Source organism: Variovorax sp. PDC80 (genome assembly GCF_900115375.1).
Lineage (GTDB): Bacteria > Pseudomonadota > Gammaproteobacteria > Burkholderiales > Burkholderiaceae_C > Variovorax.
In genome coordinates this window covers 377,352-391,387 of record NZ_FOWG01000004.1, presented here as the reverse complement: position 1 = coordinate 391,387, position 14,036 = coordinate 377,352, and the positions used below count along the sequence as shown (strand labels likewise).

The following is a 14,036-nucleotide window of genomic DNA, read 5'->3' as shown; positions in this document are numbered from 1 at the left end:
CTCCGAGGATGCCATGCCCGGCGGGCTCAGCCTCGGCGCGGCGGCAGCGTGACCCACCACGCGGCCGCGACGATCATCGCGCCGCCGATCCAGCCGCCCGGGCCGACCCGTTCGCCGAAGCCCCAGACCGCGATCAGCGCGCCGAACACCGGCTCGCTGCCCATCAGCAGCGAGACCCGGCTCGGGCTGGTGCGCGAGGCCGCATGGTTCTGCGCGAAGAAGGCGAACACGGTGCACAGCAGCACGAGGTAGGCCATGCCCCACCAGAACGAGGCCGGGGCCGGCGGCAGATGCCAGGCGCCGCCCGACACCGCGAGCGCCAGCACGGCCGCGCCCAGCGCCATGGTGCCCGCCTGCACCGCGGTCAGCGTGAGCGCCGGCAGTGCATGGCGGCCCGCGAGGCGGCGCGTCAGGCAGACCATGAGGGCGCGCAGCACGGCGGCCGCGACCATCAGCGCGTCGCCCCAGCCCAGGCCGGCCGAGCTGGCCGAGGCATGCGCGCTCAGCGACAGTAGCGCGGCGCCCGCGAGCGAGATCGCCGCGGCCGCGAACACGCGCGGCGCGGGCCGCTCGCCGAGCAGCCACCATTCGGCCAGCGGTGTGAAGGCCACGCACAGGCTGATCAGGAAGGCGGCATTGCTCGCGCTGGTGAGCGAGACGCCGAAGGTCTCGCAGACGAAGATCGCGAGCAGGTTCGCGCCCAGCAGCCCGCCCACCGCGAGCCCCTGCCGCCATTGCGGCCCGACGAGCGGGCGCAGCGCCGGCAGCAGCACGAGGAAGGTCAGGCCGAAGCGCAGCGCGATGAATTCGAGCACCGGCAGTTGCAGGGTGGCCTGCTTGGCGACCGCATAGCTGCCGCCCCAGACCGCCGCCACCAGCAGCAGCATGAGTTCGGCCATGCCGAAGCCGGGCCGGGCCGGCACGCCGCCGGGGGTGAGGGCGATGCCGCCCGCGCGCTTTGAATCCATACTCCGCCTGTTCGATGCCGGTGCCCGCGCGCCATGCGCAGGGCCCGAGGCGGAATTGTTCCGGGCATCGATCGCGGCGAGTAGCCATCCGCAGGAACAGGACTGTTGCACCGTGGGACCGAATTCATTCCTCAAGGTACTGCCCGAGATGGTGGCCTTCCTGCGCGTGGCCGAGCTCGGCAGCTTCTCGGCCGCGGCCGACCTGCTGGGCATCACGCCCTCGGCCGCGAGCCGGCAGGTGAAGCGGCTCGAGAAGGAGATCGGCGTGCAGCTGCTGCAGCGCACGACGCGCCAGCTGCGCCTGACCGAGGCCGGCGCCGAGGCCTTCGAGCGCTGCCGCGAACTGGCGGCCGCGGCGCAGGACACGATGGCGCTGGCGCAGCGCTTCTCGGCCGAGCCGCGCGGGCTGGTGCGGCTGAGCGCGCCCAAGGCCTTCGCGCGGCGGGTGCTGCATCCGCTGGTGCTGGACTTCCTCGCGCGCCATCCCGCGGTCGACGTGCAGCTGATCGTGGAGGACCGCGACATCGATCCGATCCGCGAGGGCGTGGACCTCGTGGTGCGGCTCACCACCGAGCCGCCCGAGGGGCTGGTGGCGCGCCGGCTGATGGCGGTGGCGCACATCCTGGTGGCCGCGCCCGCGTACCTCGAGGGCCATGCGGCCATCGCGCACCCGCGCGATCTCGCGGCCCACAGCTGCCTGTCGCTGGGCGAGCACGAGCGCGACAACCACTGGCGCTTCAGCCGCCCCGGCGAGGACGGCGTGGAGGTGACGGTGCAGGGCCGCTACATCGCCAACCACAGCGAGATGCGCATGGAGGCCGCGACGGCCGGCCTGGGCGTGGCCTGCGTGCCGGCCTTCTCGGCGCAGCAGGCCCTGGGCGAGGGCCGCGTGGCGCGCGTGCTCGGCGACTGGGAGTTCCGCGGCAACTACCACGGCCATGCCTGGATCCTCTATCCGCCGAACCGCTTCACCGTGCCCAAGTGCCGGGTGCTGATAGACCACCTCGTGGCGCACCTCGGCACCGAGGGCTGAGCCTCACTGCGGCTGCAGCCCCGCCTGCTTCATCATCGTCTCGGTCAGCGCCATCTCCTGCGTGAAGCCGCGCGTGTACTCGCGCGCGCCCTGCGGGCTGGCCAGGCCGCCGTTCTCGGCCAGCGTGGCCTGCACCGCGGGCTGCGCGAGCGCCTTCTCGAAGGCCGCGCGGATGCGCTCGGCGATCGCGTCGGGCGTGCCGGCCGGCACCGAGATGCCGCCCCAGGAGGTCAGCTCGACGCCCTTCACGCCGAGCTCGGCCAGCGTGGGCACCTCGGGCAGTGTGGGGTTGCGGCGCGCGCCCGCGATCGCGAGCGCCTTGAGCCTGCCGGCCTGGATCTGCGGCGCGGCCACCGACAGGATCGGCGTGCCGAACACCACCTGCTGGCCGAGGATGGCGTTGACCAGCTCCGAGGCGCCCTTGTAGGGCACGTGCGTGGCCTGCGCGCCGAGCGCGTTCAGCAGCAGCTCCACGCCGAGGTGCGAGGGCGTGCCGACGCCGCCCGAGGCGTAGTCGAGCTTGCCGGGGTTCGCGCGCGCCTTCGCGGCCAGCTCGGCCAGGCTCGCGATGCCGGCGTTGGCGTTCACCACCAGCACGATGTCGGAGGTGGTGAGCCGCATGAGGTGGCGGAAGTCCTTGAGCGCGTCGTAGCCGGGGCTGCGGTACATGCGCATGTTGGCGGCCATCGGCGCGGCCGAGTAGATCCAGGTGTAGCCGTCGGCCGGCGCGCGCGCCACCAGCCGCGCGCCGATGTTGCCGCCCGCGCCGCCCTTGTTCTCGATCACCACCGGCTGGCCCAGCAACGGGCCCACGGCCTCGGCCAGCACGCGCGCCGTGATGTCGGGGCCGGTGCCCGCGAGGTAGGGCACGACCCACTTGATCGGGCGCTCGGGCCAGGGCGCGGCGGCCGCGCGGGCGCGCGAGGCGGCCGGCAGCGCGAAGGCGGCCAGCGCGGCGGAAGCGGTGCCGAGGAAGCGGCGGCGGTCCGTGAAGCACATGGGGTTGTCTCCTTGTCGTTCTTGGTTGATGCGTTCAGCCCGGAAGCTCGCCGAGCAGCTCGCGCGCGATGGTGTTGCGCTGGATCTCGCTGGTGCCGGTCAGCACGCGGTACATGCGCAGCATGCGGAACAGGAACTCCACGCGCCGGCCCTGCACGATGCCCTCGCCGCCGTGGATCTGCACCGCGCGGTCGGCGATGCGGAAGGCCGACTCGGAGCAGAACAGCTTGGCCATCGAGGCCTCGGCGCGCGCCTCGGAGCCGGCGTCGATCTGGCGCGCGGTCGCGAGCATCAGCGCGCGCGCGGCCGCCAGCTCGGTCGCCATGTCGGCCAGCAGGTGCTGGATCGCCTGGAACTGGCCGATGGCGCGGCCGAACTGGCGCCGCCGGCCGGCGTATTCGCAAGCGTCGCGCAGCGCCACCGCGGCCAGCCCCACCATCGCGGGGCAGTGCAGCAGCCGGTTGACCGTGATGCGACCGAGCGCGAGCGCGAGGCCGCGGCCGGGTTCGCCCACGAGGTTCGCCACCGGGATGCGGCAGTCCTCGAGCACGATGTCGCCGGTGTGCGACTGGCCCGCCATGGTCTTGTAGCCGGCCTCCACGCGCACGCCGGGCTGCGTGAGGTCGACGAAGAAGGCGCTGACCTCGCGCTGCGCCGGGTCGCTCGCGGTGGAGGCCATCAGCACCGCGAAGTCGGCGAAGGGCGAGCCCGAGATGAAGCGCTTGCGGCCGTTGAGCACGAAGTGTTCGCCCTCGCGCACGGCGCGCGTCTGCACCGCGCCCGCGTCGGAGCCGGCCTCGGCCTCGGTCAGCGCGAAGCAGATCGCCTTCTCGGCGCGCGCCACCGGCACGATGAAGCGTTCCATGTGGTGCGGCGTGGCCTTGCGCACCAGCGCACCCACGCGCGGCGGGCCGCTGAGCTCGCCGAGCACGTGCGGCGCCAGCGGCGAGCCGCTCGCGTAGATCGCTTCCTTGACGAGCACGTGGTCGAGCACCGAGAGGCCGAGCCCGCCCATGGCTTCGGGCAGGGTCATGCCGTAGAAGCCCAGCGCCTGCGAACGGCGCCAGACCTGCCGCAGCAGCTCGCGGCTCGCGCCGTGCTCGTGGTCGATGCCGTGCACGCGCACCAGGTCGGCGAGCTCGCCGTGCAGGAAGTCCTCGATGCGCGCGATCAGCTCGGCCGCGCGCGCGGAACCTTCGAAGGGGCGCGCAGGGGCGCCGGACGACGGGAGGGATGCGTTCATGTCCGTCCCCGCCTTCAGTTGACCATGCGGCTCTGGCCGGCCCAGTACGGCGCCTGGATCGCCTTGCGCGCGACCTTGCCGTTCGGGTTCTTCGGCAGCGCGCCCACGAACTCCACGCGGCGCGGCCGCTTGAAGCCGCCGAGCCGCTCGGCGCAGAAGGCATCGAGCGCGCCCAGGTCGAGCGCATGGCCGGGCTTGAGCACCACGTGCGCGGCCACGGCCTCGCCCCACTTGTCGTCGGGCACGGCGAACACGCAGGCATCGGCGACGGCCTCGTGCTGGTAGAGCACGGCCTCGACCTCCGAGGGATAGACGTTGAAGCCGCCGCTGATCACCATGTCCTTCTTGCGGTCGACGATGTAGACGAAGCCCTGGTCGTCGGCGCGCGCGAGGTCGCCCGTGTGGTAGCGGCCGTTCTGCAGCACCTCGGCCGTGAGCTCGGGCGCGCGCCAGTAGCCGGCGAACACGTCGGGGCCGCTGACCACGATCTCGCCGATCTCGCCGCGGGCCACGGGCTGGCCCGCGTCGTCGACGATCTCCACCAGCGACTCGAGGAAGGGCCGGCCGCACGAGGCCAGCCGCTCGGGCGCGGCGGCGCGCGCGAACAGGTGGTCCTCCACGCCGAGGCCGCAGACGCCCGAGGTGGTCTCGCCCGCGCCATAGCCCTGCGACAGCACCGGGCCGAACACGTCCATGGCGCGCAGGATGCGCGCGGGCGCCATCGGCGCGGCGCCGTAGCCCAGGCGCTGCAGGTCGGGCAGCGGGCGGTAGCGGCCCTCGAGCTCGGCCAGCAGCATGTTGATCATGGTCGGCACCATGAAGGTGTGGGTCACGCGCTCGGCCTTCATGTCGGCGAGGAAGCGGCCGGGCTCGAAGCCCGCGAACAGCCGGATGGTGGCGCCGCTGCACAGCGCGGGCACGATCTGCATGCCCGAGGCATGGGTGACCGGGCCGACCAGGCCCAGCAGATGGCCTTCGCGCATGCCCTCGGAACGCACGAGGAACTTGCGCAGCTGCGCGAGCCGGTTGCCGAAGGTCTGCATCGCGGCCTTGAGCACGCCCGAGGAGCCCGAGGTGTAGTGCAGCACGGCGAGCTCGTCGGCCTCGACGCTCGCGGCCTCGAAGGCATCGCTGGCGCGGCCGAGCGCGCCTTCGTAGGAGGCGGCGTCGCCCTCGGGCACGTCGACGAACAGCAGCATGGGGCGCGCGTCGCCTTTCAGGTGCGGCAGGAAGCTTTCCGCGCGCTCGGCCGTGGTGACGATCAACGCGGCGCCGCTGTTGGCGACGATCTCGCCGACCTCGGCGGGCGAGAGCCGCGCATTGAACGGCGCCTTGACCAGCGCGGCCTTGTAGCAGGCCAGCTCGACCTCGACGATCTCGATGCAGTTCGGCAGGTAGATGCCGACGCGGTCGCCGCGCGCGAGGCCCAGCCCCAGCAGCGCGTTGGCGAGCCGGTTGGAACGGCGATCGAGCGCCTCGTAGCTGAGGCTGCGGGATTCGGTGCGCAGCGCGATCCGCGGGCCGTGCAGGCGCGCGCAGCGCGAAACGAGTTCGCCGACGTTGGCGACCCGGGGGGTGGTCTGTGGCAAGGGGTGTCTCCTGGAGGCAGGCATGCGTTCGTGCATGCGATGCGCCACTGTCCGCCAAAGCGCTTCGTCACAGGAAATACCGTTTGCTGATGCCGAGCCATCAATCGCATTGATGGCCTGGCTTGCGAGAAGCGCGCCGAGCTATGCCTCGGGCTCGACCTCGGCGAGCAGCTCGGCCTCCCAGCGGCCCTCGGCGATCAGCCGCGCGGCCTGCCGCACGAGGGCGCGCGCCACCACCTGGGCGGCGGGATCGGGCGCGCGGTCGGCCGGCGTGGCGATGGCGTAGCTGCGCTGCAGCGCGGGCCGCACCACGCGCGCCGCGATCCAGCCTTCGCCCGCGGGCGGGTTGTCCGACAGCGCGCAGGCCGGCGTGAAGGTGAAGCCGGCGCCACAGACATAGAGCGAGCGGATCACGCGCGCCGAGTCGTGCTCGTGCGCGAGGTTGAGCGCCACGCCGAGCGTGGCCGCGGCCTCCTCCACGCGCTGGCGGATCGCGAAGCGGCGCGACTGCAGCACCAGCGGCAGCCGGGCCGCGTCGGCGAAGTCGATCTCGGGCCGCGGCGCGGGTTGGGTCTTGCTGCGCCGGCCGGCGCGCAGGCGCGGCGCCACGCTGCCGTCGCGGTCGAAGCCGCAGGCGAAGATGGCCTCGCGCGCGAGCGGGCGGCAGGCCAGGCCCTCGACCTGCGGCGTGTCGACCAGGATGCCGACGTCGGCACGGCGGTCGAGCATGGCCTTCTTCACCATCAGGCTCAGGTCGTCGAGCACGAACACGCGGATGCGCGGATGCGAGGCCTTGAGCTCGGCCAGCACCGGCCCGAGCAGCAGCGAGGCCAGCAGGAAGGGCACGGCCACCGTGACCGAGCCCTCGGGGCCCTGGGGCAGGCGCTGGATGCGCTCGCGCACCGCGTCGGCATCGGACAGCAGGCGCCGCGCGTCCTCGTAGAGCTGCAGGCCCGCGGGCGTGGGCGTGACGCCCGCGTGCGAGCGGTCGAACAGCTGCGTGCCGAGCTCGGCCTCGAGCTTCTTGATCTGCGCCGTGAGCGCCGGCTGCGCGATGTAGAGCGTGCCCGCGGCGCGCGAGAGGCTGCCGGCCTCGAGCACGGCGATGAAGTAGCGCAGGGTGCGCAGGTCCACGGTACGGGCCTCGCCTCAGCGCCCGAGCAGCATGCGCACCGCCTCGGGCAGGCTGCGCGCCTCGGGCAGGAAGTGGTCGAGGGTGGCGCCGAGGATCACGGCGCAGGCGATCGCGCCCAGCAGCGGCTTCCAGGTCAGCCGCACCGCGGCCAGGAGCCAGCCCTCGCGCGCCACGCGCACCGCGGCGCGCGCCGAGACGTACGAGAACGCCACCTCGATCGCCACGGCCAGCAGCGCGTCCCAGCTGAAATACAGCAGCACCAGCGAGCCGGCGCCGAGCACGACCGCGATGCAGACCAGGAAGATAGCGACCACCGGCACGACCACCACGGCGCCTTCGTCGGCACCGCCGGCGACCTCGAGCGCGCCGCTGGCGGCATCGGACAGCAGGCCGCCATCCGCCCTGGCACCCGAGCGCGCGAGCGCGCTGCCCGCGTCGAAGGCCAGCTCGCCGGCATCGTCCGCGTCGACCGCGTCACCGAGGTCGGCGCTCCCCTCCACCAGCCGCTGCGCCCACCAGCGCAGCACCAGCAGGTAGCCGAGGTAGCCCACGCCCAGGGTCATGAAGTAGCGCACCGCCAGCGACTGCACGCCCAGCAGGTGCATCTGCAGCGCCGAGGCGCCCCACATCAGCAGCAGCGTGAAGCTGCCGATCAGGATGCCGTGCGTGCGCAGGCTGTGGTGGCGGTGCAGGTCGCGCTCGACCTGCGTCTCCCAAAGGCGCACCGAGCGCCAGTTGGAGAGGACCTTCATCGGTCGTGGTCGACGGTCTTGGGTGCGAAGGGCACGCGCTGGGCCACCGCGCACATCAGCTCGTAGCCCACGGTGCCCGCGGCCCGCGCCACCTCGTCGATGGGCAGCACCGCATCGTTGACGGCCGAGCGGCCCCACAGCGTGACCTCGCTGCCGAACTGCGCGTTGGGCACGGGCGTGAGGTCGACCGTGATCATGTCCATGCTGACGCGCCCGACCATGCGCGTGCGCACGCCGTTGACCAGCACCGGGGTGCCGGTGTCGCAGTGGCGCGGATAGCCGTCGGCATAGCCGACCGCCGCGATGCCGATGTGGAGCGGCGCATCGGCCGTGAAGCGCGAGCCGTAGCCGATGGTGTCGCCCGGCTGCAGGGTCTGCACGCCGATCAGCTTGGTCGACAGCGTCATGGTGGGCTGCAGCTGCCAATGGGCGGCATCGTTGGCCGGGAAGTCGGGCGCGCTGCCGTACAGCACGATGCCGGGGCGCACCCAGTCGGCGCGCGTGCTGTCGGCATGGCGCAGGGTGGCGGCGCTGTTGGCGATCGAACGCTCGCCGGGCAGGTCGCGCGCGGCGCGCTCGAAGGCCTCGACCTGGTGCGCGATGCCGCGCTCGCCGTCGGCGTCGCTGAAGTGGGTCATCAGCGAGATCTCGTCGACCTGGGTCAGCGCGTTGAGGCGGGTCCAGGCGGCGGCGAAGCGCTCGGGCGTGAAGCCCAGGCGGTTCATGCCCGAGTTCATCTTGAGGAATACGCGGTGCGGCTGCAGGGTCTTGTGGGCCGCGAGCATGTCGATCTGCTCGTCGCAATGCACCGTGTGCCAGAGGTCGAGCCGCGAGCACAGCTCCAGGTCGCGCGCCTCGAACACGCCCTCGAGCAGCAGCACCGGGCCGCGCCAGCCCAGCGCACGCACGCGCTGCGCCTCGGCCAGGTCGAGCAGCGCGAAGCCGTCGGCGCCGCGCAGCCCCTCGTAGACGCGCTCGATGCCGTGGCCGTAGGCATTGGCCTTGACCACCGCCCAGACGCGGGAATCGAGCGCATTGCGGCGCACGCGCTCGAGGTTGTGGCGCAAGGCGGCGGTGTGAACCGTGGCGAGAATGGGGCGGGGCATGGCGAAGGGTCTTTGAAAACGATTTGCAGACCACGTTTTAGCATCTTCGGGAATGGGGTCGAATACGCAGAAGCTGCCTGCAGGGCCTGTCGTACCCCCATGCTATAACCGCCCACTCGCCTTCCACGCGACACTTTTTCACTACTGCCAGCGACCCCCCTGGCCAGCCAGCCCATCGATGAAGCGCGGTTTCTACACGATCATGTCGGCCCAGTTCTTTTCGTCGCTGGCCGACCAAGCGCTCTTCGTCGTTGCGGTCGATCTCATGCGAAACGCCGGCGCGCCCGAATGGCAGCGCGCGGCGCTGGTGCCGATCTTCGCCGTCTTCTACGTGGTGCTCGCGCCGCTGGTGGGCGCCTTCGCCGATGCGCTGCCCAAGGGGCGGGTGATGTTCGTCAGCAACGCCATCAAGGTGTTCGGCTGCCTGATGATGCTGTTCGGCTCGCACCCGCTCTTGTCCTATTCGATCGTCGGCCTGGGCGCGGCGGCCTATTCGCCGGCCAAGTACGGCATCCTCACCGAGCTGCTGCCGGCCTCGCAGCTGGTCAAGGCCAACGGCTGGATCGAGGGCCTGACGATCGCCTCGATCCTGCTGGGCATCGTGCTCGGCGGCTCGCTGGTGGGGCATGCGGTCTCGAGCAAGCTGCTGGCCTTCGACATGCCCTTCATCGACACCGGCATCGATTCGCCAGCCGAGGCCGCGCTCTCGGTGCTGATCGTGGTCTACATGGTCGCGGCCTGGTTCAACACCCGCATCCCGCACACCGGCGTCGAGATGCGGCCGATGCGCTCCAACCCCGAGCACAGCCTGGCGCGCAACCTGGTCGGCCTGCTGCCCGACTTCTGGCACTGCAACGCCCGCCTGTGGCGCGACCGCCTGGGCCAGATCTCGCTGGCCACCACCACCCTGTTCTGGGGCGCGGGCGGCAACCTCAAGTACATCGTGCTGGCCTGGGCCTCGCTGGCGCTGGGCTACAACACCACGCAGGCCTCGATCCTCACGGGCGTGGTGACCATCGGCACCGCCGTGGGCGCCATCGTGGCCTCGATGCGCATGCGGCTGGACATGGCCACCCGCGTGATCCCCATGGGCATCGCGATGGGGCTGATGGTGATCTGCATGAACTTCATCGGCAACGTGTGGCTCGCGGTGCCCTTCCTCATCATCCTGGGCGGCCTCGGCGGCTTCCTGGTGGTGCCGATGAACGCGCTGCTGCAGCACCGCGGCCACAACCTGATGGGCGCCGGCCGCTCGATCGCGGTGCAGAACTTCAACGAGCAGGCCTGCATCCTGCTGCTCGGCGGCTTCTACAGTGTGTGCACCGGCCTGGGCCTGTCGGCCTACGGCGCGATCAGCGCCTTCGGCTTCGTGGTGGCGGGCTGCATGTGGATCATCAAGCGCTGGCACGAGAACAACCTCAAGAAGTACCCTGAAGAGGTCGAGCACCTGCTGGCCATCGCCCGCAGCGACAAGCATCACTGAGCCCCCCGGCTTTTCACGCCCTTCGGTCGTGTAACTCCACCCCCCGAGGGGGAGACGCGGCCCGCCTTGGGGCGGCCCGGCGGCGGCCGCACCGAGGGACCGCTATGCTCGGCGGTTTGCCCGCCCGATGCCCGCCCTCGCCCTGATCTTCAATGCCTTCGTCTGGGGGCTGTCGTGGTTTCCGTTCCGCCACATCGAAGGCCATGGCCTGCATCCGGTGTGGACCACCTGCCTGATCTACCTCGCGATCGCCACCGTGGTGGGCCTGCTGCGCCGCGGCGCCTGGGCCGGCTTCGCGGCCCATCCGATGCTGGTGCTGCTGGGCCTCGCGGCCGGCTTCACCAACGTGGGCTTCAACTGGGCCGTGACGCAGGGCGACGTGGTGCGCGTGGTGCTGCTGTTCTACCTGATGCCACTGTGGAGCGTGCTGCTGGGCTGGGCCGTGCTGGGCGAGCGGCCCACGGGCGGATCGCTGGCGCGCGTGGCGCTGGCGCTGGCCGGCGTGGCGGTGGTGCTCAAGACGCCGGGCACCGACTGGCCCGTGCCCTCGAGCCTGCCCGACTGGCTCGGCGTGGCGGCGGGCTTCGGCTTCGCGGTCACCAACATCGTGCTGCGCCAGCTGCGCGCGGCGCCCGGCGAATCGCGCGCGCTCGCGATGTTCTGCGGCTGCGCGGTGGTGGCGGGCACGGCCGCGCTGACCGGCACCGCGCTCGGCGCCTTCGCGCCGCCGACCGCCGCCTCGCCGGGCTGGATCGGCTGGGCCGCGCTGCTGGGCTTCGGCTTCGTGATCGCCAACGTCTGCCTGCAGTACGGCGCCGCGCGGCTGGCGGCCGGCGCGACCGCGGTGATCATGCTGTCGGAGGTGCTGTTCGCGAGCGTGTCGTCGGTGGCGCTGGGCGCGGCCACGATGAACTCGCGCATCCTCGCGGGCGGCGCGCTGATCGTGGCGGCCGCGGTCTGGTCCTCGTTTGCGCGAACGCCCGCCGCGAGCGAAGATCGCGCTCCTTCGACCCCTTGAGGAAATCCCCATGACCAGCGTCTACGACTTCGAGGCCAGACAGATCGACGGCCAGCCGGTGAGCCTCGCCGCCTACAAGGGCAAGGTGCTGCTCATCGTCAACACCGCGAGCAAGTGCGGCTTCACGCCGCAGTTCGCGGGCCTCGAGGAACTGCACGAGAAGTACGCGGACCAGGGCCTCGCGGTGCTGGGCTTCCCGTCGAACCAGTTCGGCGGCCAGGACCCGGGCACCAACGAGGAGATCGGCGCCTTCTGCATGAAGAACTACGGCGTGAGCTTCCAGATGATGGAGAAGATCGACGTCAACGGCAGCGGCGCCGCGCCGCTGTACCAGTGGCTGGTGAAGGAGAAGCCGGGCCTGCTGGGCAGCACCGCCATCAAGTGGAACTTCACCAAGTTCCTGGTCGGGCGCGACGGCCAGGTGCGCAAGCGCTATGCGCCGCTCGACACGCCGGCCTCGCTCTCGCGCGACATCGAGGCGGCACTCGCCGCCTCCGCCTGACGCTCAGTACCTGAAGCTCGCGGTCGTCGAGCCACTGCCGACCGTGACGGCCTGGCTCTTCGACTCGCCGCCCTGGGTGGTCGCGACCACCGTGTAGCGGCCCGCGGGAATGTCGACCAGGCACACCGGCCCCGAGGCGCGCAGCGAGAGCGCGGCGGCGCCGTCCGCCCCCTTGATCTCGACCTGCAGGTCGGCCAGGTAGGCGCCGTCGGCACGCGCGAACAGCAGCGCCAGCGGGTGTTCCTTCATCGCGGCGCGCATGGCCTTCGACTCGTCGGAGCCGATGCCGCCGCAGACGTAGCGCGTGGCGCCCTCGCCCTTCCAGGCGGGCATGGCGGACTGGGCCTGGGCGGCCGTGAAGGCGCCGGCCCCGAGCGACAGAAGAGCGGCCGCGAGCGCGGCACGGGGGGAAGAAAAGCGGGACATGGGTGTACTCCTTGGCGCTGCCGAAGAGCCGGAATGATGCGCCGGCGTCACGGCCGGCACACGTCGGACCAAGGCGCGGCACGGTGTGCGGCGGCGGCGCGGGTGTTCGGGGGCGGCTTTGGGTGAACCTTCTTCGCAAGAAATGCCAGATAATCAAGAATAGTTCTCATTCTTTCTGGCCTGCGCTTCGACCCCGTCAAGTTCGATCAGGCAACGACGACACCGCGGGTCATGGTCGCAAGCTACTACGCCGAACTGCTGGGCTTCTTCTCGCGCTCGCTGCGCGACCGCGACGCGGCCGCCGACGTGGTGCAGGAAAGCTACGCGCGCGTGCTCGCGATGCAGCAGCGCAGCGCCGTGCTCGACCTGCGCGCCCTCCTCTACCGCACCGGCAAGAACATCGTGATCGACACGGCCCGGCATCGCCAGGCCGAGCTGCGCATGCTGCAGACCCTGGCTTGCATCTGCAGCGACCAGGCGCCTTCGAGCGAACGCGCGCTCGACGCGCGGCTGCAGCTCGAGCGCCTGGTGGCACGGCTGCAGGCGATGCCCCGGCGGCGCAGCGAGGCCTTCGTGCTGGTGCGCATCTACGGCTGCAGCCACGCGGAGGCCGCCGCGCACATGGGCGTGAGCGTGGCGGCGATCGAGAAGCACGTGGTGCGCGCGGTCTGCGACTGCCTGCGGCTGCAGGGCGACGCGGCCTTCGTGGTGGCATGAAGGACGCCCTGTCCACCCCCGCCGGCAGCCTCGACGGCGCCCTGCCCGCGCGCCGCCGGCCGGCCGAGGGTTCCGCGCGCAAGCTGTTCGAGCACGCGCTGCTGCTGGTCGCGCGCCAGCACGGCGGCGCGCCCGAGACCGCCGCCGCTGCGCAGGCCGAACTCACCCAGTGGCGCCAGGCCAACGCGCTGCACGAGGCGGCGGCGCAGGCCGCGCTGCGCGCCTGGAGCGCCACCGAGGCCAGCGCGCTGCGCGAGACGGTGGCACGGCCCGCCGCCGGTTCGGCCCCCCATGCGCGGCGCACGCGGCGCCAGATCCTCGCGGCCTTCGGCGGCCTCGGCGCGGCCGTGCTGGTGGCCGGCGGCGCGCGCTGGTTCTGGCGCCAGCCTGTGCTGGAACTGGCGCTGCGCACGTCGCGCGGCCAGCGCATCGCGCATCCGCTGCCCGACGGCAGCCGGCTCGACCTGGCCGCCCGCACCGCGGTCGAGGTCGCCTATTTTCGCGACCGGCGCGAAGTGCGGCTCGCGGGCGGCGAGATCCGCTGCGAGGTCGCGCACGATCCGGCACGGCCCTTCTTCGTCAACACCGAATGGGGCCGGGTGCGCGTGCTCGGCACCGTGTTCAGCGTGAGCGCGCGCGACGGCCGCATGCACGTGGCGGTGGCGCAGGGCCGGGTCGCGGTCTGGGTCGGCCAGGGGCCTGACGACGGCCGCGCGCCCGACATCGAACTGGGCGCCGGCACCGCGGTGGACGTGGGTGCGCAGGGCCTGGGCCCGCGCGCGGCGGTGCGCCCGGGCGACGTGGGCGCCTGGCGCCAGGGCTGGCTGGCCTTCTACGACACGCCGCTGCCCGAGGCGGTGGCGCGCTGGAACGACTACCTCGACCGCCCGATGGAGCTGGCCGACGAGCCCGCGCTGCGCGGCCTGCGGCTGACCGGCAGCTTCCCGCTGCGCGACCCCGCCACCTTCCTGGCCAGCCTGCCGAGCGTGCTGCCGGTGCGCGTGGAGCGCACGGGCAGTGGCGCGGCGCTGATCCGGCCGCGGCGCTGAAGCCGGCCGCCGCCAT

14 protein-coding genes are annotated in these 14,036 nt (G+C 72.2%); 6 read left to right on the top strand and 8 right to left on the bottom strand.

The annotated features are described in order from the left end of the window. Positions 1–26 precede the first annotated feature (26 nt). Positions 27–968 carry a DMT family transporter gene (locus BM109_RS15190; protein WP_093343963.1) on the bottom strand — a complete coding sequence of 314 codons (942 nt, stop codon included), beginning with the start codon at positions 966–968 and terminating at the stop codon, positions 27–29. Between the two features lie 112 nt (positions 969–1,080). Between BM109_RS15190 and BM109_RS15185 the strand changes: the two genes are divergently transcribed. Next, positions 1,081–2,001: a LysR family transcriptional regulator gene (locus BM109_RS15185; RefSeq protein WP_093343962.1), complete on the top strand. Its 921-nt coding sequence runs from the start codon at positions 1,081–1,083 to the stop codon at positions 1,999–2,001. 3 nt (positions 2,002–2,004) lie between these two features. Here BM109_RS15185 and BM109_RS15180 read toward each other — a convergent pair whose 3' ends face one another. The 6 genes from BM109_RS15180 to alr form a co-directional block, all read right to left on the bottom strand. Next, the gene (locus tag BM109_RS15180; protein ID WP_093343960.1) at positions 2,005–3,000 is read right to left on the bottom strand and encodes a tripartite tricarboxylate transporter substrate binding protein; all 996 of its coding nucleotides are present in this window, start codon (positions 2,998–3,000) and stop codon (positions 2,005–2,007) included. A 34-nt stretch (positions 3,001–3,034) separates the two neighbouring features. Further along, a complete protein-coding gene (locus BM109_RS15175; protein ID WP_093343959.1) occupies positions 3,035–4,243 on the bottom strand; it encodes an acyl-CoA dehydrogenase family protein in 1,209 nt (402 codons plus the stop codon). A gap of 14 nt (positions 4,244–4,257) precedes the next feature. Beyond that, the gene (locus tag BM109_RS15170; RefSeq protein WP_371268814.1) at positions 4,258–5,868 is read right to left on the bottom strand and encodes an AMP-binding protein; all 1,611 of its coding nucleotides are present in this window, start codon (positions 5,866–5,868) and stop codon (positions 4,258–4,260) included. Between the two features lie 105 nt (positions 5,869–5,973). Then, on the bottom strand, positions 5,974–6,966 hold the full coding sequence (locus BM109_RS15165) for a LysR family transcriptional regulator (protein ID WP_093343957.1): 993 nt from the start codon (positions 6,964–6,966) through the stop codon (positions 5,974–5,976). A gap of 15 nt (positions 6,967–6,981) precedes the next feature. Then, complete coding sequence (locus tag BM109_RS15160; protein ID WP_093343956.1) at positions 6,982–7,719, bottom strand: hypothetical protein; 738 nt, start codon at positions 7,717–7,719, stop codon at positions 6,982–6,984. After that, positions 7,716–8,825, bottom strand: a complete 1,110-nt coding sequence (gene alr / locus BM109_RS15155) for an alanine racemase (protein WP_093343954.1) — start codon at positions 8,823–8,825, stop codon at positions 7,716–7,718. Before alr ends, BM109_RS15160 begins: the two co-directional genes overlap by 4 nt. 178 nt (positions 8,826–9,003) lie before the next feature. Between alr and lplT the strand changes: the two genes are divergently transcribed. From lplT to BM109_RS15140, 3 genes are all read left to right on the top strand, one after another. Next, positions 9,004–10,308, top strand: coding sequence for a lysophospholipid transporter LplT (lplT, locus tag BM109_RS15150; RefSeq protein ID WP_093343952.1), 1,305 nt, complete (start codon positions 9,004–9,006; stop codon positions 10,306–10,308). A 127-nt stretch (positions 10,309–10,435) separates the two neighbouring features. Beyond that, positions 10,436–11,326: a DMT family transporter gene (locus BM109_RS15145; RefSeq protein ID WP_093343950.1), complete on the top strand. Its 891-nt coding sequence runs from the start codon at positions 10,436–10,438 to the stop codon at positions 11,324–11,326. A 10-nt stretch (positions 11,327–11,336) separates the two neighbouring features. Then, complete coding sequence (locus BM109_RS15140) at positions 11,337–11,828, top strand: glutathione peroxidase (RefSeq protein WP_093343949.1); 492 nt, start codon at positions 11,337–11,339, stop codon at positions 11,826–11,828. A 3-nt stretch (positions 11,829–11,831) separates the two neighbouring features. On the opposite strand, the gene BM109_RS15135 is transcribed toward BM109_RS15140, so the two are convergent. After that, positions 11,832–12,254 carry a hypothetical protein gene (locus tag BM109_RS15135; protein WP_093343947.1) on the bottom strand — a complete coding sequence of 141 codons (423 nt, stop codon included), beginning with the start codon at positions 12,252–12,254 and terminating at the stop codon, positions 11,832–11,834. A 231-nt stretch (positions 12,255–12,485) separates the two neighbouring features. On the opposite strand from BM109_RS15135, the gene BM109_RS15130 reads away from it, so the two are divergent. Both BM109_RS15130 and BM109_RS15125 read left to right on the top strand, forming a co-directional pair. Beyond that, the gene (locus tag BM109_RS15130) at positions 12,486–12,971 is read left to right on the top strand and encodes a sigma-70 family RNA polymerase sigma factor (RefSeq protein ID WP_093343946.1); all 486 of its coding nucleotides are present in this window, start codon (positions 12,486–12,488) and stop codon (positions 12,969–12,971) included. Next, positions 12,968–14,020: a FecR family protein gene (locus BM109_RS15125; protein WP_093343944.1), complete on the top strand. Its 1,053-nt coding sequence runs from the start codon at positions 12,968–12,970 to the stop codon at positions 14,018–14,020. Before BM109_RS15130 ends, BM109_RS15125 begins: the two co-directional genes overlap by 4 nt. The last annotated feature ends 16 nt before the right edge of the window (positions 14,021–14,036 follow it).